Annotated in this window: 23 protein-coding genes; 15 read left to right on the forward strand and 8 right to left on the reverse strand. The window is 63.2% G+C overall.

Going from position 1 to position 26733, the window contains the following annotated elements; all coding sequences use genetic code 11:
• Positions 1-25: 25 nt before the first annotated feature.
• Complete coding sequence (gene hrpB, locus IHQ72_RS00815; protein WP_258120718.1) at positions 26-2641, reverse strand: ATP-dependent helicase HrpB; 2616 nt, start codon at positions 2639-2641, stop codon at positions 26-28.
• A 416-nt stretch (positions 2642-3057) separates the two neighbouring features.
• Between hrpB and IHQ72_RS00820 the strand changes: the two genes are divergently transcribed.
• The 13 genes from IHQ72_RS00820 to dhaK all read left to right on the forward strand — a co-directional run bounded on the left by IHQ72_RS00820 (position 3058) and on the right by dhaK (position 14050).
• Entirely contained in the window at positions 3058-3747 is a 690-nt protein-coding gene (locus tag IHQ72_RS00820; RefSeq protein ID WP_258120719.1) for a PIG-L deacetylase family protein, read from the forward strand.
• A 233-nt stretch (positions 3748-3980) separates the two neighbouring features.
• Entirely contained in the window at positions 3981-5312 is a 1332-nt protein-coding gene (locus IHQ72_RS00825) for an ABC transporter substrate-binding protein (protein ID WP_258120720.1), read from the forward strand.
• 128 nt (positions 5313-5440) lie between these two features.
• The gene (locus IHQ72_RS00830; RefSeq protein ID WP_077377482.1) at positions 5441-6388 is read left to right on the forward strand and encodes a carbohydrate ABC transporter permease; all 948 of its coding nucleotides are present in this window, start codon (positions 5441-5443) and stop codon (positions 6386-6388) included.
• Positions 6385-7335, forward strand: coding sequence for a carbohydrate ABC transporter permease (locus IHQ72_RS00835; RefSeq protein ID WP_258120721.1), 951 nt, complete (start codon positions 6385-6387; stop codon positions 7333-7335). The genes IHQ72_RS00830 and IHQ72_RS00835 overlap by 4 nt, the downstream gene beginning before the upstream one ends.
• On the forward strand, positions 7332-7538 hold the full coding sequence (locus IHQ72_RS00840; RefSeq protein WP_254017500.1) for a hypothetical protein: 207 nt from the start codon (positions 7332-7334) through the stop codon (positions 7536-7538). The genes IHQ72_RS00835 and IHQ72_RS00840 overlap by 4 nt, the downstream gene beginning before the upstream one ends.
• A gap of 3 nt (positions 7539-7541) precedes the next feature.
• Positions 7542-8654, forward strand: coding sequence for an ABC transporter ATP-binding protein (locus IHQ72_RS00845; RefSeq protein ID WP_258120722.1), 1113 nt, complete (start codon positions 7542-7544; stop codon positions 8652-8654).
• The gene (locus tag IHQ72_RS00850) at positions 8647-9666 is read left to right on the forward strand and encodes an ABC transporter ATP-binding protein (RefSeq protein WP_258120723.1); all 1020 of its coding nucleotides are present in this window, start codon (positions 8647-8649) and stop codon (positions 9664-9666) included. Before IHQ72_RS00845 ends, IHQ72_RS00850 begins: the two co-directional genes overlap by 8 nt.
• A 29-nt stretch (positions 9667-9695) precedes the next feature.
• Positions 9696-10298: a dihydroxyacetone kinase subunit DhaL gene (gene dhaL, locus IHQ72_RS00855; protein WP_258123689.1), complete on the forward strand. Its 603-nt coding sequence runs from the start codon at positions 9696-9698 to the stop codon at positions 10296-10298.
• Entirely contained in the window at positions 10295-10684 is a 390-nt protein-coding gene (gene dhaM / locus IHQ72_RS00860; RefSeq protein ID WP_258120724.1) for a dihydroxyacetone kinase phosphoryl donor subunit DhaM, read from the forward strand. Before dhaL ends, dhaM begins: the two co-directional genes overlap by 4 nt.
• A gap of 21 nt (positions 10685-10705) precedes the next feature.
• Complete coding sequence (locus IHQ72_RS00865; protein WP_095494124.1) at positions 10706-11008, forward strand: HPr family phosphocarrier protein; 303 nt, start codon at positions 10706-10708, stop codon at positions 11006-11008.
• A complete protein-coding gene (gene ptsP / locus IHQ72_RS00870) occupies positions 10992-12593 on the forward strand; it encodes a phosphoenolpyruvate--protein phosphotransferase (RefSeq protein WP_258120725.1) in 1602 nt (533 codons plus the stop codon). Before IHQ72_RS00865 ends, ptsP begins: the two co-directional genes overlap by 17 nt.
• An 8-nt stretch (positions 12594-12601) precedes the next feature.
• Positions 12602-13027 carry a hypothetical protein gene (locus IHQ72_RS00875; RefSeq protein ID WP_095493850.1) on the forward strand — a complete coding sequence of 142 codons (426 nt, stop codon included), beginning with the start codon at positions 12602-12604 and terminating at the stop codon, positions 13025-13027.
• 36 nt (positions 13028-13063) lie between these two features.
• Positions 13064-14050, forward strand: a complete 987-nt coding sequence (gene dhaK, locus IHQ72_RS00880; RefSeq protein WP_258120726.1) for a dihydroxyacetone kinase subunit DhaK — start codon at positions 13064-13066, stop codon at positions 14048-14050.
• Between the two features lie 395 nt (positions 14051-14445).
• Here dhaK and IHQ72_RS00885 read toward each other — a convergent pair whose 3' ends face one another.
• Positions 14446-15225, reverse strand: coding sequence for a DUF2259 domain-containing protein (locus IHQ72_RS00885; RefSeq protein ID WP_258120727.1), 780 nt, complete (start codon positions 15223-15225; stop codon positions 14446-14448).
• 164 nt (positions 15226-15389) lie between these two features.
• Between IHQ72_RS00885 and IHQ72_RS00890 the strand changes: the two genes are divergently transcribed.
• The gene (locus IHQ72_RS00890; RefSeq protein ID WP_258120728.1) at positions 15390-17297 is read left to right on the forward strand and encodes a propionyl-CoA synthetase; all 1908 of its coding nucleotides are present in this window, start codon (positions 15390-15392) and stop codon (positions 17295-17297) included.
• A 133-nt stretch (positions 17298-17430) separates the two neighbouring features.
• Positions 17431-18513: an acyltransferase family protein gene (locus tag IHQ72_RS00895; RefSeq protein WP_258120729.1), complete on the forward strand. Its 1083-nt coding sequence runs from the start codon at positions 17431-17433 to the stop codon at positions 18511-18513.
• A gap of 377 nt (positions 18514-18890) precedes the next feature.
• Here IHQ72_RS00895 and IHQ72_RS00900 read toward each other — a convergent pair whose 3' ends face one another.
• From IHQ72_RS00900 to IHQ72_RS00925, 6 genes are all read right to left on the reverse strand, one after another.
• On the reverse strand, positions 18891-21272 hold the full coding sequence (locus IHQ72_RS00900; protein ID WP_258120730.1) for a polysaccharide biosynthesis tyrosine autokinase: 2382 nt from the start codon (positions 21270-21272) through the stop codon (positions 18891-18893).
• A 267-nt stretch (positions 21273-21539) separates the two neighbouring features.
• A complete protein-coding gene (locus tag IHQ72_RS00905) occupies positions 21540-22436 on the reverse strand; it encodes a UTP--glucose-1-phosphate uridylyltransferase (protein ID WP_254024270.1) in 897 nt (298 codons plus the stop codon).
• Between the two features lie 56 nt (positions 22437-22492).
• On the reverse strand, positions 22493-23461 hold the full coding sequence (locus IHQ72_RS00910) for a glycosyltransferase family 2 protein (protein WP_258120731.1): 969 nt from the start codon (positions 23459-23461) through the stop codon (positions 22493-22495).
• Complete coding sequence (locus tag IHQ72_RS00915) at positions 23451-24401, reverse strand: glycosyltransferase family 2 protein (protein ID WP_258120732.1); 951 nt, start codon at positions 24399-24401, stop codon at positions 23451-23453. Before IHQ72_RS00915 ends, IHQ72_RS00910 begins: the two co-directional genes overlap by 11 nt.
• On the reverse strand, positions 24401-25396 hold the full coding sequence (locus IHQ72_RS00920) for a glycosyltransferase family 2 protein (protein WP_258120733.1): 996 nt from the start codon (positions 25394-25396) through the stop codon (positions 24401-24403). Before IHQ72_RS00920 ends, IHQ72_RS00915 begins: the two co-directional genes overlap by 1 nt.
• A 25-nt stretch (positions 25397-25421) precedes the next feature.
• Positions 25422-26594, reverse strand: coding sequence for a glycosyltransferase family protein (locus tag IHQ72_RS00925; protein WP_258120734.1), 1173 nt, complete (start codon positions 26592-26594; stop codon positions 25422-25424).
• Positions 26595-26733 lie beyond the last annotated feature (139 nt).

Here is a 26733-nt window from a genome sequence, read left to right on the forward strand (position 1 = left end):
ATTTATAGCCGGAAAAGGATAAAGGCTAGGTCCCCCGCGGTTTGGCGCGGCTGGTGGCGGTGGCGAGAAGCGGGTTCTCCGGCCAGACGTGCCGGGGATAGCGGCCACGCATGTCGGCCCGCACATCGGCCCAGGAGCCGCGCCAGAACCCCGGCAGGTCGCGGGTCGTCTGGATCGGCCGGTGCGCCGGCGATAAAAGCTCGAGCGTCAGCGGCACGGTGCCGTTGGCGATCGCAGGATGCCGGTCGAGACCGAACAGCTCCTGCACGCGGATCGCCAGCACCGGCCATTCACCGTCATAGCGGATCGGCACGCGACTGCCCGACGGCGCGTCGAAATGGGTCGGCGCCAGCGCCTCGATCCTGCGCTGGAGATCGTGCGGCACCAATGCCATGAGGCCGGCCGAGAGCACGCCCGGATCGATCGCGGCAAAGGACGCTGCGCCGGAGAGGAAGGGCAGCAGCCAATCGTCGAGGCGGTCGACGAGCGCGGCGTCGGAAACGTCGGGCCAAGGCGCGCCGAGGCCGCGATGCAGCCAGCCGAGCCGTTGGCGCAGCGTTTCGGCCTCCCTGCCCCACGGCAAAAGCGACAGTCCGTGTTGGCGCAATGCGTCGAGGATGGCGCGATCCGCCTCAGTGCCGGCCGGCGCCGGCAGCATGCGTTCGGACAGGGTGATGGCGCCGAGGCGAACGGTTTCGCGCACGCGCACCGCGCGCCTGTCGCGGTCGAAACCGGTTTCGCGGCTGGTCTCGATCTCGTCGGCAAGCGAAGCGCGAATGTCGGCCTCGTCTATCGCCGCTGCTGCCGTGATGCGGGCGTTCTGCGCCTTGCCCTGCAGATCGGCGACGACGAGCCAGGCCGCCCCCGCCAGCGGATCGGCGGCGTCGAGCATAGCGCCCGAACCGTTGGCCAGCACGAAACGGCCGCGCTCGCCGCGCGCCTTGGCGACGCGGTCCGGCCAAGCATGGATGAGGAGAGCGCCGGTCTTACCCTCCCCCTCGAGGGGAGGGTCGGCGAGTGAGCCTTGCCCAGCAAGGCGAGGGAGACGGGGTGGGGTCGGCGATGGCGTGCCCGACCCGACCCCACCCCGCTCCGCTTCGCGGATCGACGTACCGGGGCGAGCCACGGGTCTCGCCCGTCCTTCGGACCCCCTCGAGGGGGAGGGTGACGCCTGTTTCGCCAGCCGCTCGGCGAGCTGCCGCGCAGCGGTGGCGCGCGGCGATCTTTCGGATCGGAACCGCATCAGCCGCCGTTCGAGGTCGGCGCCGTCGCCGCCCAGGCCACGCTCGGTGAGCAGCACGGCGAGCATGGCCGCCTCGAACGCCTGGCCGGTTCTTGCCGCCTCGGCGACCATGTGGGCCAGCCGCACCGGCAGTGCCAGCCTGCGCATCGCAGCACCCGATTGCGTCAGGCGCCCTGCCTCGTCGATGGCGTCGAGCGCACGCAGCAGAGCCCTTGCCTCGTTGAGCGCCGGGGCCGGTGGCGGATCAAGGAACGAAAGGCTCACCGGGTCGGCGACACCGAAGGCGGCGCAGTCGAGCAGAAGGCCGGAAAGGTCCGCTTCGAGGATTTCCGGCGGGGTGAAGGCGGGAAGTGCCGCCGTCTGCTCGGCCCGCCACAGCCGGATGGCGACGCCCGGCTGCGTGCGCCCGGCGCGGCCGGCGCGCTGGTCGGCCGAGGCTTTGCTGACCCGCACCGTCTCCAGCCGCGTCAGGCCGCTGGCCGGTTCGTAGCGCGGCAGGCGCGACAGGCCGGAATCGATGACGACGCGCACGCCGTCGATGGTGATCGAGGTCTCAGCGATCGACGTCGCCAGCACCACCTTGCGGCGGCCGGACGGCGCCGGCTTGATCGCGGCGTCCTGCGCCTTGTTGTCGAGCATGCCGTAGAGCGGCACGATATCGGTGTCGGCACTGACGCGGCCTTGCAGCCGCTCGGCGGTGCGCTCGATCTCGCGCTGGCCGGGCAGGAAGGCGAGCACGCTGCCGCTCTCATCGGCAAGAGCCGCGCGGATCGCCTTGGCCATGGCGTCCTCGATGGCGATGCCGGCCGGCCGCTCGTCATAGCGGATATCGACGGGAAAGGCGCGGCCCTCGCTCTCAATCACCGGGGCGCCGGAAAGCAGCCGCGCGACGCGCCCGCCGTCAAGCGTCGCCGACATCACCAGCAATCGCAGCTCGGGCCTCAGCGCACCTTGCACGTCGAGCGCCAGCGCCAGCCCGAAATCGCCGTCGAGCGAACGCTCATGGAACTCGTCGAAGAAAACAGCCGAGACACCGGGCAGCTCCGGATCGTCGAGGATCATCCGCGACAGCACGCCCTCGGTGACGACGAGGATTTTCGTCCTCGCAGAAGCGCGGTTTTCCATGCGCATGGCATAGCCGACCGTTTCGCCGGGCTCCTCGCCGAGCAGTTCGGCCATGCGGCGGGCAGCGGCGCGGGCAGCGAGCCGGCGCGGCTCGAGCAGGATGATCTTCCCCGTGCCGAGCCATGCCGCGTCGAGCAGCGCCAACGGCACCAGCGTCGTCTTGCCAGCGCCGGGCGGCGCCACCAGCACGGCGCTGTTGCCATGGCCGAGCGCTTCACTGAGCGCCGGCAGCACGGCGGAGACCGGAAGCTCCGGCAAGGGTTTTCTGGTCATTGTTCCAAGGATGCATCCATCCATTGCGGCGGATCCGCAGCGCCCGCATATCAGCGGTGGCGGGCGCCGCGCAACCGGCAACGGGCCAACTCAGAACCGGGTCCGTGAGAACGGGTTCCAGCGCACCGTGCCGAGCCTCACCTCCTCGCGCACCATCGTCACAAGGCTCGAGCCGCCGACGACGGCGAAACCGGCAAGCGACAGAAGATCTGGCGACAGAAGATCTGGCGACAGAAGATCCGGATATTCCTGGAGAACGCGCCCAGGATCACCGCCCCGAGGATCTGCGAATAATCCGTCGGCGCGATCCGCTCAGGCTTTTGACAACGGCATCGTTGCATGAACAGCTTGCGTGGGCGAGCAAGGCGAGCAGAATTCCGTTCGTCCCGTTATTCCAGTTCCACGGAGAGAGCAGAGTGAAGATACTGGCACTCGGTGCGCATCCGGACGACATCGAGATCTTCATGTTCGGTACGATGGCGGCCTATGCCGCACAAGGCGCAGAATTGGTTTTTGCGATAGCCACGGATGGCGCCAAGGGCGGGAAGGACGATCCGGAATTACTCGCCCGCGCCCGTCGCGAGGAAGCGGCTGTGGCGGCGGATCTGCTTGGCGCAACACCGCACTTCCTCGACTTTCCGGATGGTGCGCTGGTTGCCGATGCCGCGCTGATCGCGGCGCTGAAGGCGCTGATCGGCGACGTGAAGCCAGATCTGGCGATCACCCATGCGCCGAACGACTATCATGGCGACCACCGTGCGCTGTCGGACGGCGTGCGTATCGCGGCATCCTTCACTGTCCCGGTGCTGCATGCCGATACGCTCGGCGGCACCGGCTTTTCGCCGACGCACTATGTCGATATCTCCGGACATTTCGAGCTCAAGGCGATGGCGATCCGGGCGCACCAGTCGCAGGACCCCGAACGTTTCGTCGATGCGGCGCGCACGCAGAACGCGTTTCGCGCCGGCCAATGCAATGGCGCGGCCGGTTCCTTCGCTGAGGCCTTCCGCTTCGAACCGATCTTCCCCTTCGCCGATATCCGCTCCCTGCTGCCGCCGGCCCCAGTGATCCGGCCGGTGACGGTGAGCACCAAGACGGTCAAATGAGCCGGCGCCCGCGCGCCGGACGATCTGACACGCGCCTTTCCTGAACAAGCGACCGATGCGCCATGCTGCAGCGCAGCGACGAATTCGCTTGCCTTGTTTAGTAAAAATTGCATCACTAAACAAATTACTAAACATCCGCCGCTCAACCGCGTCGTCATGTTTAGGCCCCTGAGGAGGGGGTTGAGGTTTCTTGAAACCGTCATCCGGACGCGTTTCGCAAATGGGAGGAAGGCATGAAATCGACCTTGAAACTGACGTTGGGACTGACCTCGGCGATGTTTGCATCGACTGCCGTTTCGAACGTCGCGCAGGCTGAAGATCTGACGCTTTGCTGGGCAGCCTGGGACCCGGCCAATGCGCTTGTCGAATTGTCCAAGGATTTTACCAAGGAAACCGGCATCGGCATGAAATTCGAATTCGTGCCGTGGACCAACTATGCCGATCGCTTCCTCAACGAGTTGAATTCCAAGGGCAAGCTGTGCGACCTGATCATCGGCGACAGCCAGTGGATCGGCGGCTCGGCCGAGAACGGCCACTACGTCAAGCTGAACGATTTCTTCGACCAGGAGAAGATCAGCATGGACGATTTCGTGCCGGCGACCGTCGTCGGCTATTCGGAATGGCCGAAGAACTCGCCGAACTACTGGGCGCTGCCGGCCATGGGCGATGTCGTCGGCTGGACCTATCGCAAGGACTGGTTCTCCAAGCCGGAACTGCAGAAGGAATTCAAGGAAAAGTACGGCTGGGATCTCGCCGCGCCGACGACCTTCGACCAGCTGAAGCAGATCGCCGAGTTCTTCCAGAAGCGCGAGATCGATGGCAAGACCGTCTATGGCGCGTCGATCTATACCGAGCGCGGCTCCGAAGGCATCACCATGGGCGCCATGGACGTGCTCTACAGCTTCGGCTTCAAATATGAGAACCCCGACAAGCCCTACGAGATGGACGGCTTCGTCAATTCCGAGAAATCGGTGAAGGGTCTGGAGTTCTACAAGGCGCTCTATGATTGCTGCACGCCCCCCGGGGCCTCGAACAGCTACATGGGCGAAGGCGTCGATGCTTTCAAATCCGGCCAGGTGGCGATGCACATGAACTTCGCCTTTACCTGGCCAGGCCTGCAGAAGGACGAGAATGTCGGCGGCGACAAGATTGGTTATTTCGCCAATCCCAAGGGCCCCGACGGCGATCAATTCGCCCAGCTCGGCGGCCAGGGCATCTCGGTGGTCTCTTACTCGGACAAGCAGGAGGCCGCGCTCAAATACATCAAGTGGTTCGCCAACAAGGACGTGCAGGCCAAATGGTGGTCGCTCGGCGGCTTTTCCTGCCTCAACGCAGTCGTCAAAGACCCGGGCTTTGCGGCCAGCCAGCCTTACGCGCAGACCTTCCTCGACTCCATGGCCATCGTGAAGGATTTCTGGGCTGAGCCCAGCTATGCGCCGCTGCTGCAGGCGTCGCAGAAGCGCTTCCATGACTATGTCGTCGCCGGCCAGGGTTCGGCCAAGGATGCGCTCGACGGCCTGGTCAAGGACTGGACCGAGGTCTTCCAGGACGATGGCAAGATGTAGTTGGGGCAGTATCTAACCGGCTCCTCCCGAGCCACGACCCGCGTGTCCCGTGCCGCCCTTGGCACGGGACACAGTTCAGATAAATTCCATTGTCGAGACGACTTAAAGTGACCGAAGCGGGACTGACCATGCTCAATCGGACTGCGGACAGCGTTGCCCGGGCTACGCCTGAGCCGTTGGCCCGCAAGGTCCGAGGCATCAGCGACAAGGGCCTCGCCTGGCTGTTCATCTCGCCGACGATCCTTTTGCTGCTCGCCATCAACATCTTCCCGCTGTTCTGGGCGATCTATCTTTCCTTCACCAACTACCGCGCCAATCGCCCCAATGAGGTCGTCAGGAACGTCGGCCTTGCCAATTACAAACGCATCCTCGGCGACCAGGACATCTGGATCGCCATGCAGACGACGGCGCATTTCGTGTTCTGGACCATCCTGCTGCAGACGCTGATCGGTTTCACGCTGGCCTGGCTGATCGACCGTAAGTTTCGCGGCCACGCCTTCTGGACGACTATCATTCTCGTGCCGATGATGCTGTCGCCGGCAGTTGTCGGCAATTTCTGGCGCTTCCTCTACGAGCCGCAGATCGGCCTGTTCGCCTATGCCATCTCGTTCGTCACCGGCATTCCGGCAACGCAGATCGGCATGCTCTCCAACGTGTCGCTGGCGCCGTGGTCGATCGTCATCGTCGACACCTGGATGTGGACGCCTTACGTGATGCTGATCTGTCTCGCCGGCCTGCGCTCGATCCCCGAATACATCTACGAGGCAGCCGAGGTCGACCGTGCGTCCAACTGGCGGCAGTTCTGGTCGATCACGCTGCCGATGGCGCTGCCCTTCATCATGCTGGCGGTGCTGTTTCGCGGTATCGAGAACTTCAAGATGTTCGACATGGTCAACCTGCTCACCGGCGGCGGACCCGGCTCGACCACAGAAGTGGCCTCGATCACGCTGAAGCGGCAGGCCTTCGAAAGCTGGCGGACGGGCTATTCCTCAGCCTTCGCCATCATCCTGTTCGTTGCGGTATTTGGGCTGGCCAACATCTACGTCAAGGCGCTCAACAAGGTGAAGCAGAGATGAGCCTGACGTCAGCCCATTCGGTTGTCGCACCCTCGCCCACGTCGAAGCGTGTCGCCGGCACGATCATCGTGCTTTACGCGCTGATCTCGATAGTGCCGCTGCTGTGGATCTTCGCCACCAGCTTCAAGACACCGCCGGATTCGATCGCCTATCCGCCAAAGATCCTGTTCCAGCCGAGCCTCGAGGGCTACTGCAATTTGTTCTCGACCCGCACACGGCAGACACCGGAATACATCAACTCGCTGGGACCGGCGACGGGCGTCTGCGACGAGACAGTGCGCAAGCGCAACATGGTGATCGCCGGCCCGTCCAACTTCATGCCGCGCTTCATCAATTCGCTGATCATCGCCTTCGGCTCGACCTTCTGCGCGGTGTTCCTGGGCACGTTGTCGGCCTATGGCTTCTCGCGCTTCAAGGTGCCGCTGGCCGACGATCTCCTGTTCTTCATCCTGTCGACACGGATGATGCCGCCGATCGCGGTCGCTATTCCCATCTACCTGATGTACCGCGAGCTTGGCCTGTCGGACACCGCGCTCGGCATGATCCTGCTCTACACGGCGGTCAATGTGTCGCTCGCGGTGTGGCTGCTGAAGGGCTTCATCGACGAGATCCCGCGCGAGTACGAGGAAGCGGCGATGATCGACGGCTATACGCGGCTGCAGGCCTTCTGGCGCACCGTTCTGCCCCAGGCGACCACCGGCATTGCCGCGACAGCCATCTTCTGCCTGATCTTCGCCTGGAACGAGTATGCGTTCGCAGCACTGCTGACCTCGGGCACGGCGCAGACCGCACCGCCCTTCATCCCCACCATCATCGGCGAAGGTGGCCAGGACTGGCCGGCGGTCGCCGCGGGCACGACGATCTTCCTGGTGCCGATCCTGGTGTTCACCATCCTGCTTCGCAAGCAGTTGCTGCGCGGCATCACCTTCGGCGCGGTGCGCAAATGAGCCTGACCCAACCCGCAAAACGCAAGTCGCGCTGGCCGGCATGGGCCAGGCGCGGACTGATGGAGAATATCGCTACCGCGATCATTGCCATTGGCTTCCTGATGCTGTTCCAGCCCTTCGCGCTGTCGCTCTACACCTATTCCTTCATCACCATGCTGGCCGGCACGGCGATGTTCATCATCGTCTCGAAGTTTCCGGAGTAGACGATGGCGGAGATCAGGGTCGAGCATCTGAGAAAGGCATTCGGCGATTTCGTCGCCGTGCAGGATTCCAGCTTCGTCGTCGGGGATGGCGAGTTCTTCGTCATGCTGGGGCCGTCGGGTTGCGGCAAGACGACGACGTTGCGCATGATTGCCGGGCTCGAACTGCCGACCGGCGGCAAGATCCTGCTCGGTGGCGAGGACGTCACCATGCGGCGTGCCCGCGAGCGCGACATCGCCTTCGTCTTCCAGTTGTTCGCGCTCTATCCGCACATGAATGTGCGTAAGAACATCGGTTTCCCTTTGCTGGCGCAAGGCATGCGAGGCATCGAAATCCGCCAGCGCGTCGAAGAGACGGCGAAGCTGTTGCGCATCGACCATCTGCTCAACAAATCGGTCTCCGGCCTTGCCGGCGGTGATCGCCAGCGCGTCGCGCTCGGCCGCGCCATCGTGCGGCGGCCAAAATGCTTCCTGATGGACGAGCCGCTCGGCACGCTCGACACCGAATTCCGCGATCTCATGGTCCATGAGTTGCGCGAACTGCACAACCGCATCCGCGCCACCACGGTCTACGTCACGCATGACCAGATGGAAGCGATGTCGATGGCCGACAAGATCGCGGTTATGAACCACGGCGTCATCGAACAGTTCGGCACGCCGCGCGAAATCTACGACCGGCCGGCGACCATGTTCGTCGCCGATTTCATCGGCTCGCCGCCGATGAACTTTCTCGGCTTTGGCGGCGGGCTTTCAAAGGGTGCCAGGGAGATAGTGGTGCAAGGTGCCAAGGTGGCAGTGCCGGAGGTGCGCGAGGACATCGCGCCGGTCGACATGGCACTCGGCATCCGGCCGGAACACATCCGCTTCGACGACGCTTCAAAACTGCGCGGCGCCATCTATGGCACCGAATATCTCGGCACCACGCAGATCGTCGCGGTGGAGACCTCCGGCGGCATCATCAAGGCTCGGGTCCCGGCCGAAATCCGGCTCAATGCGGGCGATCATGTCGGCCTGGTGCTGAGCAGCGCTCGGCTGTCGCTGTTCGAGAAGGGCTCCGGACGCGCGGTGCGAACCGCAATCCATGACGGCGCCACGCAGGGAAGAGCGCATCATGGCTGACGTGCAGATCAAAGGCGTGACAAAAGCCTTCGGCGAGCATGTCGCCGTGGACACTCTCGATCTGCACGTCGCCGACGGCGAATTCGTCGTGCTGCTCGGCCCGACCGGGGCCGGCAAGACGACGACGCTCAGACTTATCGCCGGACTGGAACGGCCTGATACGGGCTCAATCTATATCGGCGGCCGCGATGCGACAATGTTGTCGCCGGCCGAGCGCGACACCGCCTTCGTCTTCCAGCAATATTCGCTCTATCCGCATCTGTCGGTCTACGACAATTTGGCCTTTCCGCTGCGCTCGCCGGCGCGGCGGCTGAGCGAGGACGCGGTGCGCCGCCGCGTCGAGGATGTGGCCAAGATGGTGCGTATCCACCACAAGCTGAACAGCCGCTCCACCAAACTTTCCGGCGGCGAGATGCAGCGCGTCGCCATCGGGCGCGCCCTGGTGCGCAAGCCCTCGATCTATCTGATGGACGAGCCGCTGTCGTCGCTCGATGCCAAGCTGCGCGCCGACCTCCGGCTCGAGCTCAAGCGCATCCAGGCCGAGCTCGGCGCCACCATGCTTTATGTCACGCACGACCAGATCGAAGCGATGACGATGGCCGATCGCATCGGCATTCTCGCCGACGGCGTGCTGGTGCAGATCGGCACGCCACGCACCATCTACTCGGAGCCGGCAAACCTTCATGTCGCCGCAAGGCTCGGCCAGCCGGCGATCAATCTGTTGCCGACCGGCCTGCTGCCGGATGGCGATATGCCGGCGGGAACCAAAACGATCGGCGCGCGTACAGAACATCTGTCGATCGGCAAGGCATCGAATGGCCCCGCCGACGGCGTTGTTAACTGGGTCGAACATTTGGGCGACCAGAACCACCTGCATGTGACGGTGGGGAGCAGAAAGCTGGTGACGCTGACCGACCCCGACATCCAATTGGAAAAGGGCGACAGGGTGATTATCCGCTACCGGGCGCCGCTGTTCTTCGACCAGGCCGGCAATAGGATTGCAAACCGATGAGCGCTGGGACGATGGTCAAGACTGGGACGATGGACAAGGTTGATCTGAAGACACTGATATCCGTCACCGCCGACACGATTGCCGCCCACGCGGACGAACTGACCGCGCTCGACCAGGCGATCGGCGACGGCGACCATGGACTGAACATGAAGCGCGGCTTCGAGGCAGTGCGGGCGGAGGCCGAGGGGTTTGCTGCAAAGCCATTGCCGGAGGCGCTGAAGGCGATCGGCACCAAGCTGGTGATGACGGTGGGCGGGGCATCGGGACCGCTGTTCGGGACGCTGTTCATGGCGCTCGGCAAGGAGATTTCCGCAGAGCCGGACCGCGCCAATCTTGCTTTGGCTTTCGGCAAGGCAATCGAGGCGGTGGCAGCCAGGGGCAAGTCGCAGGTCGGGCAAAAGACCATGCTCGACGTGCTGCAGCCAGTGCATGAGGCGCTGTTGCAGGGAAAGACGGCAGCGGAAATCGCCGACGTCGTGGACCGTGCAGCCGATGCCACCGTGCCGATGAAGGCATTGCGTGGACGCGCTTCGTTCCTTGGCGACCGCTCGATCGGCCATATGGATGCCGGCGGGCGCTCGGTCGCGCTTCTGGTGCGGGCTGTCACTGAGACCATCGAGGGGCACGCATGAGCAATGTCGGCATCGTTATCGTATCGCATTCACCGCTGGTCGCCGAGGGCACGGCCGACATGGTGCGCCAGATGGTCGGCGACGAAGTGCCGCTTGCATGGTGCGGCGGAAACGGTCATGGCGGGCTGGGAACCAATGTCGAGGCGATCATGGGCGCGATTGACAAGGCCTGGTCGGAGGCGGGTGTCGCCATACTTGTCGATCTTGGCGGCGCCGAGACCAACAGCGAGATGGCGGTCGAGATGATCGGCGAGCCGCGCGCGCACAAGATCATCGTCTGCAATGCGCCGATCGTCGAGGGCGCGGTGATGGCGGCGACGGAGGCGTCCGGCGGCGCTTCGCTCAGGGAAGTGGCGGCGACAGCACACGAATTGTCGCCATCGTGAATGAACAGGAATTTTGACTCAATGTCCGCATCCGCCGAAGCCACCGTTCTGATCACCCATGAGGTCGGCCTGCATGCGCGCCCTTCGGTGAAGTTCACCAAGCTCGCCAAGAGATTTTCGGCTGAGGTCGAAGTGGCGCTCGCCGCGAACGGGCCGTGGCTCGACGCCAAGAGCATCGTCAAGGTGATGGCGGCCAAGGCGCCGAAAGGCACGGTGCTGCATATCCGAGCGAGGGGTGACGGCGCCGGCGAGGCGGTCGGCGCGCTGGTCGAGCTGGTGCGGCGCGATTTCGACGAGGGCGTAGACCATGCCCGAACCGCTTAGGCTGCAGGGGATTTCGGCTTCGGCCGGCTATGCCGAAGGGCCGCTGTTCAACCTCGATCCGGTTGTCGCGCGCTATGGCCGTAAGGCGACCGCCGCGGACGAGAGGCTCGCGCTCGAAACGGCAATCAAGGCAGCGACAGGCCGGCTTGCGACGCTGATCGAAGCGACCAGGGGCGACGCCGCCGACATTCTCGAATTCCAGCTCGCCATGCTGGATGACGATGCGCTGACCGGCCCGGCCTTTGCCGCGATTGCCGCCGGCCAGCCGGCCGATGCGGCCTGGCGGCAAGCGCTCGACGCCGAAATTGTAGGCTACGAAACGTCAGACCAGGATTATTTCCGGGCGCGCGCCGCCGACATGCGCGACATCAGAGACCAGGTGCTGCGCGCGCTGACCGAGGACAGCGACCCTGCGGCGCCGGCAGGCGCTATCTTCTACGGCGAGGACATCGCGCCGACGCGCTTTCTCGAAACCGACTGGAGTTCCGGCGGCGGCATCGCACTGAAAGCGGGCAGTGCCGCCAGCCATGTCGCCATGCTGGCGCGCTCGCGCGGCGTGCCGATGGTCGTGGGGCTTGGGGCAGTCGGGCTCGGTGCTTCGCCGGCTCATCTTGCCGGCGTCGCCCTGCTTGATGCCGAGCATGGCGGCATCATTTTGGCGCCATCAAGGGCAGAGGTCGAGGCGTTCCGGCGATCATCGTCGTCTTTCGCGGCGCGTCGCGACAGGGCGGAAACTTTTTTGGCCCGGCCGGCGGTGACGAAAGCCGGCACGGCGGTGCGGGTGCAGGTCAGCATCGCCGATCCGTCCGATGTCGACAACATCGATGTCTCGACCTGCGACGGCGTCGGGCTGATGCGAACCGAGTTCCTGTTCGGCAAAACGCTGCCGGACGAGGAAACGCAGTATCGCGCCTACCGCAAGGTGCTCGAATGGGCTGAAGGCAGACCGGTGACCATTCGCACCGTCGACGCCGGCGGCGACAAGCCGGTGCCAGGCTTCACCGTGGCGGAAACTAATCCGTTCCTTGGCCTGCGCGGCATCAGGCTGTCGCTGGCAAGACCGGAGGTTTTTCGGCTGCAGATCAGGGCGCTGCTGCGCGCCGCCGCGCATGGCAATCTGAAGGTGATGTTCCCGATGGTCGCCGTTAGGGACGAGTATGAACGTGCCGCCGCGCTCTTCGCGGAAGAGCAGGCCGCGCTTACCGCGCGCGGCGTCGCGCAAAAAATGCCGCCGCTTGGCATCATGGTCGAGGTGCCGTCGGTGGCGATCGCTCCTGAGGCTTTTACCGAGGTCGCCTTCTTCTCGATCGGCTCGAACGACCTTACGCAGTATGTGATGGCGGCCGCGCGCGACAACGCGTTGGTTGCGCATCTCAATTCGATCAGGCATCCGGCCGTGCTTCGGCTGATCGCCTCGGTTGCGGCGTTCGGCCGCGTGCAAAGGATTCCGGTCAGCCTATGCGGCGACGCCGGCGGCGATCCGGCGGCAATCCCGGCGCTGATTGAGGCCGGCCTGCGCGACCTTTCCGTGGTTCCCGCCCAGCTCGCAATGGCCAAGGCGGCCATTGCGGACGTTTCGATCTAGGCACCGGCATGGCCGACAAGACACCTGAAGCCGGCTCCGAAGAGGCGATCCGCGCCTATAAGACGATCTTGTCGCAGGTCCTCGACCAGCGCCCGTCCGGGATGCGCCAGCGCCTCGCCGACGCGTTGGGCAAGCATCGCAGTTTCGTCACCCAGATTTCCAGCCCGGCCTACTCGATCCCGATCCCGTCAAAACATTTGCCGGCTATTTTCTCCGTCTGCCATTTCAGCCCGGCCGAACGCGACCATTTTCTAGCCGCCTACCATCAGGCGCATCCCGGGAAAATGTCGGTGGCATCAGGCATGCGCAAGACGCGGCATGTCTCGCTGATCGTTCCCGATTTCGGCGACGACAAGCAGAATGCGGCGCTCGATCGGGCGGTCAACGATTTCATCCAGAAGATCACCAGCATCGCCGGCAAGGGCGGGACATAGTCGCGCCAAGTTCAGCTATTTCGGGAGGAGACGGCCATGAAGAAGTTTCTAAATTCTGTGGACACGGTGCTGACCGAAAGCCTCGATGGCTTCGTTGCCGCCCATGCCGACATACTGGCGCTTGGCGACGAGCATAAATTCGTGCGCCGCAGGACACTCAAGCCCGGCAAGGTGGCGCTGATCTCCGGCGGCGGCTCGGGCCACGAACCGCTGCATGGCGGGCTGGTCGGGCACGGCATGCTGGATGCCGCCTGCCCCGGCCAGGTGTTCACCTCGCCGACGCCGGACCAGATGCTGGCAGCCGCGGAAGCAGTCAACACCGGCGCCGGCTGCCTGTTCATCGTCAAGAACTACGAGGGCGATGTAATGAATTTCGAGATGGCCGCCGAAATGTCGGAGGGCGTGATGCAAGTGGTGACCAATGACGACGTCGCGGTCGAGAACTCCTCCTACACCACTGGCCGGCGCGGCGTTGCCGGCACGCTGGTGGTCGAGAAGATCGTCGGTGCCGCAGCCGAGCAAGGCATGGCACTGAAGCCGTTGAAGGCGCTCGGCGAGCGCGTCAATGGCGCAACGCGCTCTATGGGGGTTGCGCTGACCAGTTGCACCGTACCGGCCGCCGGCAAGCCGACCTTCGATATCGGCGACGGCGAGATGGAATTCGGCGTCGGCATCCATGGCGAACCCGGCCGCCGCCGCGACGCGTTGAAGAGCGCCGACGCCATCGCCGAGGAGATCTGCGCGGCGATATCAGGCGATCTCGGTGACAGGGCAAAAGGCCCGGCGCTGCTTTTCGTCAACGGCTTTGGCGGCACGCCGCTGATGGAGCTCTACCTGATGTACAACAGTGCCCGGAAAATCTTCGAGAAAAACGGCGTGACGGTCACTCGCTCACTGGTCGGGTCCTATGTGACATCGCTCGACATGGCCGGCTGTTCGATCACGCTGACCATGCTCGACGACGAGACGACCGCATTGTGGGACGCGCCGGTACATACGGCTGCGCTGCGCTGGGGGATGTAGCACACGGCCAATGCCGCGCTGCGGCTTACCACACAAAGCGGCGGTCAAGAAGCAAAGCCCGCTTCGGTCTGCGAAGCGGGCCTTTGCAAGGAATCCCAAAGACAGTCGGTGACAATACTGTCATGCGCTAGGCCGAGCATTGTCAGGCCAGTGTGGTGGAGTTAGGCACAATGTTGCTTTTCCTTTACCTTTGGTAAGGTAAGAAAATCCGGCAGGTTTTTGGAGGCAGAACATGCGTTACAATTGGGATCGGGCGCCGACCGGTTTCGAACGTCACAGAAAGGTGCTGGCCGCCGCTTTGCTGATCGCCGGCGGTGTCGGCATCATGCTCGCGGCGCTGCCGCTTTAGATCCGCATTTGAGCGCAAGCAGGCGCTTTTCAACGCACCTGGCCGGTCACGGCGATAAAGCGGCGTCCCGTCCTTCAAATCCCTGACTGAAGCGTTGCACGAGCACGGCAAGCACAGCCGGTTTGCCGTCCGGGGTGAATGCATAGGATTCCGACAGGCTGTAGGAAGTCGGACAATTCCTCGAGCCGGGCACAGCCTTGTCCTGATGCAGCAGTTTGAACGCCTTGCCATCCAGTCCCTGCAGCGTCAGGCGGAAACCGAGCCCCTTGCCTACTGTGGCGCCTTGCTGCGTCTCGTCGAAGCTTGACGAGCAATCCGTCGTGCTGTCGGCCAGGAACTGGTCGAGCTGGATGCTAGAGATGCCAAGCACGTCATAGCTCGGTGAAAGCCATTTCTGCGAAACCTGCTCGAGGCGAGCAATATCTTGGTAGCCGACCATGTCGTCGGGAAAGGTGAACCTGTCCACAGCCGTCCGCTCGCCGCGCGGCGCGATGGCATATCGGGCGAGGATCGGTGCCGCCTGCGCGGCAGCCTGTGCCCTCGCCTGATCGAGAGTGAGCGTCGCCTCCTCGGTTTCGTCGACGATGCGGATCGGCTTACCACCGACGAATCCATCGGTGCGCGTGTCGATGATGTCGATCTCCGACCAGCCCGAATCCGAAGCGCCGGCGTCGAGCGTACCGTATTGTTCGAAGGCGAAGTAGCTACCGTCCGGCGAAAAGCCGATAATGCGCCGTGCCGCCGCATCGCCGGCCTGAGCGGCGGAAGCGACCACCAACAGCATCGCCGCCAAAACGGCAGATCCAACCTTGCACCGCAACTTCATTGCGACTTGCCCCCAATTATGACCCAGATTGCAATTATGACCCGAGACCATCGTGCCGGCTATTTGCGACCAGGGCGAGAACGCCAAACGACGAAATTGCACATGCTTGCAAAAACAGCATACGCTATTTCAAAGGCAGCAAACATTCCTGGGGAGTAAGCTGGATGGCGTCACGCTACCACGAGGTCTATGACGGCTGGAAACGCGACCCGGAAAAATTCTGGGCGGATGCGGCCAAAGCCATCGACTGGTTCTCACCGTTCGACACGGTCTTCGATCCGAATGCCGGCGTCTATGGGCACTGGTTTGGCGGCGCCTCCTGCAACACCTGCTTCAACGCCGTCGACCGCCATGTAGCGGGTGGCCGCGCCGATCAGACCGCGCTGATCCATGACAGCGCGATTTCAGGCACGATCAGGAAATTCACCTATGCCGAACTGAAACGCGAGGTGATCGCGCTGACGTCGGTGCTGAAGAACCGCGGCGTCCAAAAAGGCGATCGAGTCATCATCTACATGCCGATGGTGCCGGAAGCGGCCTTCGCCATGCTTGCCTGCGCCCGGATCGGCGCCGTGCATTCGGTCGTTTTCGGCGGCTTTGCCTCGCACGAGCTCGCCACGCGCATCGACGACGCCAGGCCGAAGCTGATCATTTCCGCCTCTTGCGGCCTGGAGCCCGGGCGCGTCGTTGCCTACAAGCCGCTGCTCGACACGGCGATCGAGATGTCGCGGCACAAGCCCGAGGCCTGCCTCATCCTGCAGCGCGACCAGCTGCGCTGCGAGCTCAGGGAAAACCATGACATCGACTATGCCGACGCCGTCGCCCGCGAGCGGGCCGCGGGCGCCAATGTCGACTGCGTTCCGGTGCTCGCCACCGATCCGCTCTACATCATCTACACGTCCGGAACGACCGGCCAGCCCAAGGGCATCGTGCGCGACAATGGCGGCCACATGGTTGCACTGAAATGGTCGATGGAGAACGAGTTCGGCGTCAAGCCGGGCGAGGTGTTCTGGGCGGCTTCCGACGTCGGCTGGGTGGTCGGCCATTCCTACATCGTCTACGGCCCGCTGCTGCATGGCTGCACGACCGTCCTGTTCGAGGGCAAGCCGGTCGGCACGCCCGACGCCGGCACCTACTGGCGGGTGATCGCCGAGCATGGAGTCGTCGCGCTGTTCACCGCGCCCACCGCCTTCCGCGCCATCAAGGGACAGGACCCAAAGGGCGAATTCGTCCCGAAATACGACCTGTCGAAATTCCGCACGCTGTTCCTCGCCGGCGAGCGCGCCGATCCGGAAACCATCAAATGGGCGGAGCAGAAACTGAACGTGCCGGTGATCGACCATTGGTGGCAGACCGAGACCGGCTCGCCGATGACGATCAACCCAGCCGGATTGGGCCTGCTGCCGGTGAAATATGGCTCGCCCGGGGTGCCGATGCCCGGCTACGACATTCGCGTGCTCGACGATGCCGGGCACGAAATCCCGCGCGGCACGTTGGGCAATGTCGTAGTCAAGCTGCCGCTGCCGGCCGGCTGCCTGCCGACGCTGTGGAACGCCGATGACCGGTTTCGCCAAGCCTATCTCGATGAATTCCCCGGCTTCTACAAAACGGCGGATGCCGGCATGATGGACGAGGACGGTTATTTGTTCGTCATGGCCCGGACCGACGACATCATCAATGTCGCCGGCCACCGGCTGTCGACCGGCGCCATGGAGGAGGTGCTGGCCGCGCATCCCGACGTTGCCGAATGCGCCGTCATCGGCATCGCCGATGCGATGAAGGGCCAGGTTCCGCTCGGCTTCGTGGTGCTGAATGCGGGTGTCGCGCGTGACAGCGGCGCCATCGAGGCCGAGGTCGTCACCCTGGTGCGCGAGCGGATCGGCCCGGTCGCCGCCTTCAAGACGGTGGTGACGATCAAGCGCCTGCCAAAGACGCGCTCCGGCAAGATCCTGCGCGGCACCATGCAGAAGATTGCCGACAAGGAAGGATGGACGATGCCGGCGACCATCGACGACCCGGCCATTCTCGACGAGATCACTGCGGCGCTCAAAGGGCGCGGCATCGGGCTTTAGTTGCTTTCGGAGCGCGGCAGGCGGATCGCGGCGTCGGACGAATTCACGAATTCATCCTGCACTGCAATCGTCTGTTGTGCAATGCAGCAATAGCCCTTAAACTTTGCGTGGGGGGCCATTCCGAAGGCACGGCATGGCTCAGCAAAAAACCACATTCGGCGGCATCGACATCCTGCGTTTTCTCGCCGCCGTCCTCGTGATGTTCTACCACTACGGCTTCTGGGTGTGGGCGTTCCCCGAGGGCGTTTCGGCGCGCGCGACGGGCGGCATCCCGCCGCATCCGGAAATAGGCGGGCTGGTCCAATTCGGATGGGTCGGCGTCCAGATATTCTTCGTCATCAGCGGCTTCGTCATCGCCTTCAGCGCCGAGCATTCGACACCGCTGCGGTTTTTCGAGGCAAGGGTGAAACGATTGGCGCCGGCCGTCTGGATCTGCGCGCCAGTCACCGCGATGGTGCTGCTTTTCGTCGATCTCAGTTGGCCGACGGACGCTGTCACCAGGCTCTTGCGCACCGCCTTGTTCGTTCCGTTCAACCCCTGGCTCGACAGCGTCTACTGGACGCTCGGCATCGAGATCGCCTTTTATGCCGTCGTCTGGATCCTGCTGCGGCTCGGCCGCTTCGATCTGATGGAAGCGGTGGCAGTTGCGCTCGGCGCGATCAGCACGCTTTTCTGGTGCCTGTACTATCCATTCGACTGGTCGGACCTTGCCGAGGCGCGCTGGCTCGACCTGCTCCTGGTGCATCACGGATGTTTTTTCGCGACAGGTGTGCTGCTCTGGCTGATGCGTTTCAAGGCAGTGACGCCCGCCCGCCTTGCCTTCTGCGCCTTGTTCCTGGCCGGCGGCGCGCTGCAGATCATCAGTGCTGTCGACGTCCGCAGCATCAAGGTCGAAGCCGCGATGCCCTACGCGCCGCCGATCGTCCTGTTTCTCGCTGCCATGGCGCTGATGGCGTGGTCATTACGGCTCGACCTGTCCTGGCGCGGCTGGCGTCGGATCGGGCTGATGACCTACCCTCTCTATCTGATCCATAATGTCGTCGGCGCGGCTATTCTCGGGGCCTTGATGCGCGCGGGAGTGCCATACCTGCTTTCGGTGGTCATCGTCGGGGCGACCATGATCGCCGCGAGTTGGCTGATTGCGATCGAGGCCGAACCGCGAATCCGGCTTCTGCTCGACCACACCGTCTTCCGCTATCGTCTCAAGGCGGCGTAACCGCGCCGGCGTGTCACGCCGGTTCCTGGCTGCAAGTCCTGCTGTGAATGTGCGGCGCGAACAATGGTGCCCACGCTTTTTGGCGCGGCATGACGACGCGACTTCCCAAGCGAGAATTATTTTCTATCGTGGATCACCTTCTGCAGTGGTGAGCCCTCTTTCCAACCGTGTCGACCCGGCGCGGTTCGGCGACCTCTCGGGTCAAGCGAGGAGATCGACCAGCACCAGAAGCGACATTCCCGCCGACCATGTCAGCTTCATGCGCAAAGCTGCTGATCATGGTCTGTTCGAGGGCATTCGTGCGCCAGCATCAGGCTCGGCATCGGTCTCGCCGCGCAGGACGACGCTGTGCTCAACATTCGTTCTGGTATACCGCCTCAGGTGTTTGCCTTCGTCCGCGCTTCCGATTTTTCCAGATAGTAGCTCGAATATCTGTCGAAGAATTTTTCCGAGCCGCCGATCGATCCATACTTCGCCAGCTTCTTCAAATCGACTTTGTTCAAGACGACGCCGACGATCTTGTTGGCGATATAGGATTCCGAGCTCAGTATGGATTGCACCATCGCACGCGGCGTGCGCCCCCACTCGGTCACGAGCACGAAGCCGTCGGCAAGCGGGGCAAAGGCCTTGGCATCCACCACCGGTCCGAGCGGCGGCAGGTCGACGATGATGTATTCGAAGGTTTCCTTGGCGTTGTCGATGAAACGCCGCATTCCGGCCGACGACAGAAGCTCGCTAGTGTGCGAGAAATGACCGCGCGGGACGGCCGGGACGATCGCCAGCTTCGTCTGCCGGTCGATCTTGCCAACGGACTGCCAGGTCTGCCCACTCACCACCGCTTCCATAAGGCCTTGCTCGGCCTCCATGCCAAGGCTGCGGCTGAGGCCGGGGTTGCGCAGGTCGCCGTCCACCAGCAGGGTTTTCGACCCGTTGGCGGCAAGCAGTCCGGCCAGATTCGCCGCCACGGTCGACTTGCCCTCGCCGGGAAGGACCGAGACTACGCCAATGACCCGGCTGCCTTGCCCTTCCATCACGACGTCGAAGGCAATCTTGGCGCTGCGGAGCGTTTCGGAAAACATCGATGCTGGAGCGTCGATGCTCACCCGCATGCGCGCGCGCCTTTCAGCGGCCGACGGTGATTGAGCGGTTCTGACGTCCGCCTGACCGTCATCGCGCCTGTCGTCCTTGACGACCTTGCTGCCGATGATCGGCAGGTAGCCGAGGAATTTGAGGCCGACGCGATCGCGAACGTCTTCGCCGGTCCTGAAGAACCGTTCCCTGAATTCATTCAGGCCGCCAACCCCGGCTCCCATCATCACGCCAAGAACAAGCGAAAGTCCCAGCACTATGGACATGCGCGGGGTTGCCGCGGACTTCGGCAGCGTCGCGTCGGAGATGACGCGGATCTTGCCGACCGGGAAGGATTGCTGCTGGGACGCTTCCTCGTAGCGGCCAAGGAACGTCTGATAGAGCGTCGAGAGCGCGGTTGCCTTCTGCTCCAATTCGCGCAGCTTGACCTGCGACTGGTTGTCGATGGAACTCTTGCCAGCCGCTAACGCGACATTTGCGCGGAGCGCCGTCTCGCGTGCGAGAGCGACTTCGTATTCGTTGCGGTAGCTTTCGGTCAATTGCTTCAGCTCGCCGAAAATCTGCGCCGAAATGTCGGCCTTTTCCTTGGCAAGTGCGACGGCCTGGGGATGCTCAGCCCCGAAATTGGCTTCGATATCCTGCTGCCGCTTGGCGACAGTGAGATAGCGGGTCTTGAGCGTTGAAATGACCGAGTTGCTCGGCTGGTCGGCGGATATGGCGGCGTCCCTGAATGCGTTGTCCGAACCGCTTTCGACGATCGACTTGTATTGCTGGTAGCGGGCGCTGGCGCGGGCGGTATCGGCCTGCGCCTCAATGAGCTGGCCGTTGAGGTCCGACAGTTGCTTGTCACTGATCAACTGGCCGTCATCGACGGCCAGCCCATGTTCGGCCCTGAACTTCTCGACGGCGAGCGCCGCTGTCTGGGAACTTTCGCGAAGCTCCGTCAGCCGGCCCTGCAGCCAGACCGCCGCCCGCTCGGTCGCATCGAAGCTCGCATCGAGCTGATCCGCGAGATAGGCGTCGGCATAGGCTTTGGTGACCGCGGTCGCAAGTGCGGGGTCCGTCGCCTGGTAGGCGATGGAGATCACATAGCTTCGACCAATGCGCTCGGCTTGCACCTCGTTTTGCAGTTTGAGGATAGCGTAATCGCGGCGTGACGACGCAACCATCGCGTCACGCGTCGCCGGATCAAGCTGAGTAACGTCGGTAGTACCCACGGCGGGACTGGGACGGAAATACCGGACCACGCCGCGCACAAAATCGGCAGCCTTCGACACGGCCGACGTCGGAGGGTCCATGAAAGCGTCGTTCTGATCGAGCTTCTGCCTGTCGACGACCACCGCCGCCAGCCTCGCCGAGTGGAGAATTTCGATCTGGCTGAGAATGGCGGAGTCTGTCTGCATGCTCACCGACGCCGCCGAGACCTCGTCAACGACCTTGTTCAAGCCTTCATCGATCAGCACGCGGCTCATTGCCATATAGGTGGGAGGCGTGGTCTGCAAATAGAGCACGCCCAGAAAAAGTCCGATGGCGGCGCATGCCGCAACAACCTTTGCCTGCCTTGCTGCCATGCCGAGCAAGCGCTCGACATCGATAAAGTCTTCGGCGCTGACTGCGTCCGAACTCGGCAATGGCTTCCTCTTGTCGAGAGGAAAATTGGCATAATTCATCTTCGGTCCAATTCTAGTTTGTACCTAGAGCGGCGGTCTCTCAAGTCGAACTGTGCCGCCGCTCTATTTTTGTCCAACATCGGATTTTCCCAAAACCGGCCTCCACTTTGGGTCCGATGCTCAAGTTGCAGACGCTAGAGCAAAATCGAGAGCATCAGCATATATACGACGCAAGCTTCATGCCAGACACCGCGAGACCTGGGCAGCAAGACATATCGGCGTGTCTCGCGTCATCATCCATTTGCTAATGCTCCCAAATAATGGGCTTTATGCGGCTTCCACCCGGCGCTCATGCGTCCGGACGAACTCCTGAAGCATCTCGAAGATCGACGCCTTCATGTCGTCACGCGCCAGCGCGAATGCGACATTGGCCTGGATGAACCCCTCCTTCGAGCCGCAGTCGAACATTCGACCGTTGAAGGGCTGGGCGAAGAAAGCCTGGCTCTGCGCAAGGCGGACCATGGCGTCGGTCAGCTGAATCTCGTTGCCGGCGCCGCGCTGCTGATTGCCGAGCAGCGCGAAGATCTCGGGCTGCAGGATGTAGCGGCCGTTGATGTAGTAGTTCGACGGCGCATTGGCCGGAGCCGGCTTTTCGACCATGGCGGTGACCTCGAAACCCGAGCCGACATCCGCGCCGCAGCCGACAATGCCATATTTGCTGGTCTCGGTCGGATCACAGCGCTCGACAGCGATAACGTTTCCACCGGTCTGCGCATAGAGGTCGGCAATTTCGGCGAGACATCCGCGCCCGCCGAAGGACACCATGTCCGGCAACAGCAATGCAAAAGGCTCATCGCCGATGACCTCCCGGGCGCACCATACCGCATGGCCGAGACCTTGCGGCGACTGCTGCCGGATGAAGCTCGTCGCGCCAGCCACGGGAAGCAGGCTTTCGAGCGCCTGAAGCTGAGCCGTCTTGCCGGTCTGCTCCAAGGTCCCGATCAGTTCGGGATGCAGATCGAAATAATCCTCAATGACCGCCTTGTTGCGGCCCGTCACGAAGACAATGTGCTCGATGCCGGCTTCGAACGCCTCGTCCACCGCGTATTGCACGACAGGCCTGTCGACGACCGGCAGCATTTCCTTCGGCATCGATTTGGTCGCCGGCAGGAATCGCGTTCCAAGCCCCGCTACCGGTATGACTGCCTTCCTGACTTTCTTCATTGCATATTCCTTCTGAGGAGATCACTTCAACCTGTCGCAGGCCGCCAAACTGTTTTTCAGCTGCCTGCACCCTTCACCTCCCCCGCACCCGCGGCAAATTGCGCCGCCACCCTTCGCAGCCGAACGGCGATCGGCATGCCCATATGCCGAACCGCCGCCGGATCGCTGAGCACCGTCCACACCGCCTTGAGGGGGGATCGGGCCTTGATGTGCTGGACCAACGAAAGGAAAGACGCCGCCTTGCGCAGGCTGCGCGTGCGCCTCGCGAAAGCGGCCTCGGCGGCTGCGTCCATCGAATGGGTCCTGGCGAAAACGAGGTCGGCCTTGCGCATCGCCTCGACGTGATGAAGTTCAAGCACGCGGGAAATGGAGCCGGTCCGGATATGGTAGACATAGCCGGTCGTCGGCTCGACCACGCATTTGCCGCCCTTGGCCAGAGCACTGGCCAGCAGGATGTAATCTTCTCCGATGATCAGGCCTTCGTCATAGCGAAGCCCGTTTTCGCTCAGGAAGCGTCGCTGGAAGATCGGTTTGAGATAGCCGAGATTGAACCTGGATTCGAAGACCACGTTGCCGGCGATATAGTCCGCCAGCGAGATTTCACCGAGCCCCTCCAGGTAGTCGGCCGGGAACATCGTCTCCTCGGCAACGCCGTCCTCGCGAACGACCTGAAGATTGTCGATCGCGATCTCGGCGCCCGCTTTCTCCGCACGGTCAATCATGGTGCAGATTCGCCCGGGATAGACGGCGTCGTCGGAATCGAGTACCGCGACCCACCTGCCGCGGGCAAGCTCAAGGCCGGCATTCCTGGCGCCGCCGGGACCACGGTTTTGCTCAAGTGCGACAACGCGTACGATGTCTTCGGGGTAGGATCGCGCCAGATCGAGCGTCCGGTCGCGCGACTGGTCGTCGACGACGATGATTTCGACGCTGACATCACGCTGGGCTATGGCGCTGGCGATCGCCCGCTCGATGGTCAGCTCCGCATTGTACGCGGCAATGACAAAGGTGACGTCAGGCTGCACGCTTGCCCCCTTCCTGCGGCGAGGGCAGGCCGTACTGGCGGATTTCACGCACACCGACTAGACCGCTCACGACGCCGACATGCATGACGCCGCGAAGCACGCTGCGGTTCCTGCGCACGGGATTGATGGCGACCGGGATTGCCGATGCGAAACAAAAGACCGCCTTTGCCGAGGCAAGACCAACTTGCCTCACCAGTGCGAGCCCATTCGCGTCGCGCCCCAGAAGGTGCCCATGCGTTTGCCCGGCGCGGAACCGGCGGCGGCGGAGCCAGTCGAATGCGGCCCTGGCGCGCGGCACCACTTCGTCGACCCAGGCCTGCGGCGAAAAGGCGATGCGGCCGCCGGCCTTGACCATATGATCGAAGAATTCGGTGTCCTCGCCGCCGGTCTGGCCACGCGCCAAGCTGAACCGTCGGCCGCGGAGGCAGTCGGCGCCCATCCTGAGCAGGACGTTGCAGGTGTAGCCGGTACGGATCTCGCCGCGCACCCAGACGGGCAGGGTCGAGTGGAAATCGCCGCGGCGCATCCAGTCGGGCGCGTCCGGCCGATAGCGCGCCCGCACCGGCCCGAGCACGGCGGCGGTGCCACTCACCTCCGCCGTCGCCACCAATTCGGCGAGCCATCTGGACGATGCCGTTTCGTCGTCGTCGAGGAAGGCGACGAAATCCGACGTGCTGGCGTCGAGGCAGGCGTTGCGGGCGATCGAGATGTTGCGCGCCGGGCAATGATGGTAGCTGATCGGCAACTTCAACGTCTCCGCCAACGTCGCCACCAGCAGCTCTGCCGTCGGGCCGTCATCATTATCGGCCACGATGACGCGGATGTCGTATCCCGAAGGCACGTCAAGGGCGGCTATCGAGCGAAGCGTGTCAGCAAGCTCCGGCCGCCGAAACGTGCAGACGCAGATGTCGATGCTGCGGTTTTTTTCGGCCACACCCATCACGCCACCCTGCGCTGTGATCGCGGTCCAAGCAGTTGCAGCCAGAAGCCGACGGACCAGCCGAAATGCATGACCATCGCCGAAATCCCGGCAAGCGCATTGTCCGGATTGCGCTGGCTGATGGCGGTCCACACGCCATATCCGAGGCAGACCGACGCCCACACCAGCAGCGGCGTGATCGCCAGCCAATGCACGAAGGAAAAAGCCGCGAGAAGGACGACTGGGAACACCAGAAGCGGCACCATCTGCCGGACCTTCGGTATCATGCGGTGCTTGAGAATGTTCTTTGCCCGGCCGCGGCCATAGCCGAGATACTGGAAATAGAGGTCGGCGAGCGACGAGCGCGGGTAATAGATCATTTTCGTCTTGCCGCTCATCCAGATCCGGTAACCGGCCTTGCGCAGCCGGTAGTCGAGTTCCGCATCCTCATTGTGGCTGAACGTCTCGTCATAGCCGCCAACCGCCTTGAAGGCCGATATTCGCATCAGCGCGTGGTGGCCGTGATCGACCCACTCTCCCACTGAGAGATGCCGGTGCTTGGAGCCACCAGTGCCGAGCTTGGAGTTCTGTGCAGCCGCGACCGCTTTCTGCACCATACCGCTGCCGCTGGTCAGCATGGAGACGACGACCGAGTCCGCGCCGGTGATCCGCGCCTCCTCGACCAGCCGATCGCAATAATCCGGGGGATAGCCGCCATGCGCGTCGATGCGAATGACATATTCAGCCCCTTCGCCACAACTGGCGACGGCGAGATTGATCGCCGCACTCTGGAGGCGCTTTTCATTGTGAAGAAGGATGATCAGCGGATCCTTCCCGGCGATCTCCTCGACGATCGCCCTTGTGCCGTCCGTGCTGCCGCCATCGGCAACGACGATCCGGGCACCGAGCCTCTCGGCCGCCGGGCGAAGCTCATGAACAAGCGCGCCGATGTGAGCCGCTTCGTTCAGGCACGGAATCACGATCAGGCTGGACGGAAGAATTTTGGTCTGCATCATCGGCCCGTGTCCATCCATAGCATTCCTAAGCCAGTGCCTTGGCAGCATATGAATCGGGCACGGCCGTCAACCCGCGAAGCTTCTCGACGAGCGCCCGGCAATCGCTGCGGTCGTGGCTCCAGGTTCGCGGATTGCGGGCAAGAACACGCGCCCGCAATTTTCCGAAACGATGCTCCTCCAGTTCGCCCAGGGCGGCTTCGAGTGCCTCGGGAGTGGCTTGAGGCAAAAGAACGCCGATCCCCTGCCGGTCGAGGAACCGGCCAGTTTCGGTGTTGCCCATCGAGATCGGCACGGCGCCGAAGCGGCAGCCCTCGTAGAGACGGTTGGGCAGCAGCCATTCGGAATTCAGCCCCTGCTCGAAAAAATCGATGGCCCAGGAAAAATGGACCTCACGGTAGATCGTAGCCATATCCTCGGGATTCCGATAGGGCCCGCCAAACGAGAGCCAGGGCTCGGATTCAACGAAACCGTGAAAATCCGGAAATTCGGAAAGCGCCGGACGGCCTCTGAGGATGATTTCGAAGCGGCCCTCGAGCCGTCGGGAAAATTCGGCCAGAAGCTCCAGGGAGCGGCGGCATCGGAGTGCGCCGAACCAGCCGATCCGCCAAGGCGGAGGGATGGGGGCCTCCGCCGCTGTGCGATCATCCAGCGAAACCGCGGCAAGCTCGAAATATTTGTTTTCGAGCAGTTCGACCGGCGCAGCAATCTGCCCGAATGGCTTGAAATAATTGGCGATGAAGGCCGGCGAACTGGTGACCAGCAGCTTTACATCCCTGGCCAGATAGCGTTCCGCGCCGCGCATGGCCCTGCCCAGAAAGTCGTCGCGAAGCATCAGACGATGGATGTCGAGACACTCATAGACGATCGGCACCGTTGCCTGGAACGCCGATCTGGCACGCCGGGCAAGCGCCAGCATTTCCAGATTGCGTGCGACGATGAGGTCGGGTCTTGGCATCGAACCTAGTTTCGAACCGATCGAGACCGCCGCCTTTGTGACTGCTGCCAGACGCTGGGCGAATCGGCCGTCGCGCGTCGCGCCAAGATCGATCGGCCGCAAGCCCTCGACATCGGCGATCGGGCTTACAGTCCGACGGAAGCCCGCCAGTGTGACCTGGGCGCCGCCTGCCTTGAGCATTATGATCCGCCGGCGCACTGCCGGATCGGAGACGTCGTGTACCAAGTACAAGACATGCAGCATGAAAACTCGACCGCTGTTGGCCCGCCCGGAAAAACCCTAGTACAGCTTTTGCTGCATCGCAACATTTTTGGTGCAGCGAGGCAGGTATCCATGTTTTTTGTTGCGCTGCAAAATTAATGCCGTAGTTTGATGGTGGCAT

It is taken from the genome of Mesorhizobium onobrychidis, from assembly GCF_024707545.1.
Lineage (GTDB): Bacteria > Pseudomonadota > Alphaproteobacteria > Rhizobiales > Rhizobiaceae > Mesorhizobium > Mesorhizobium onobrychidis.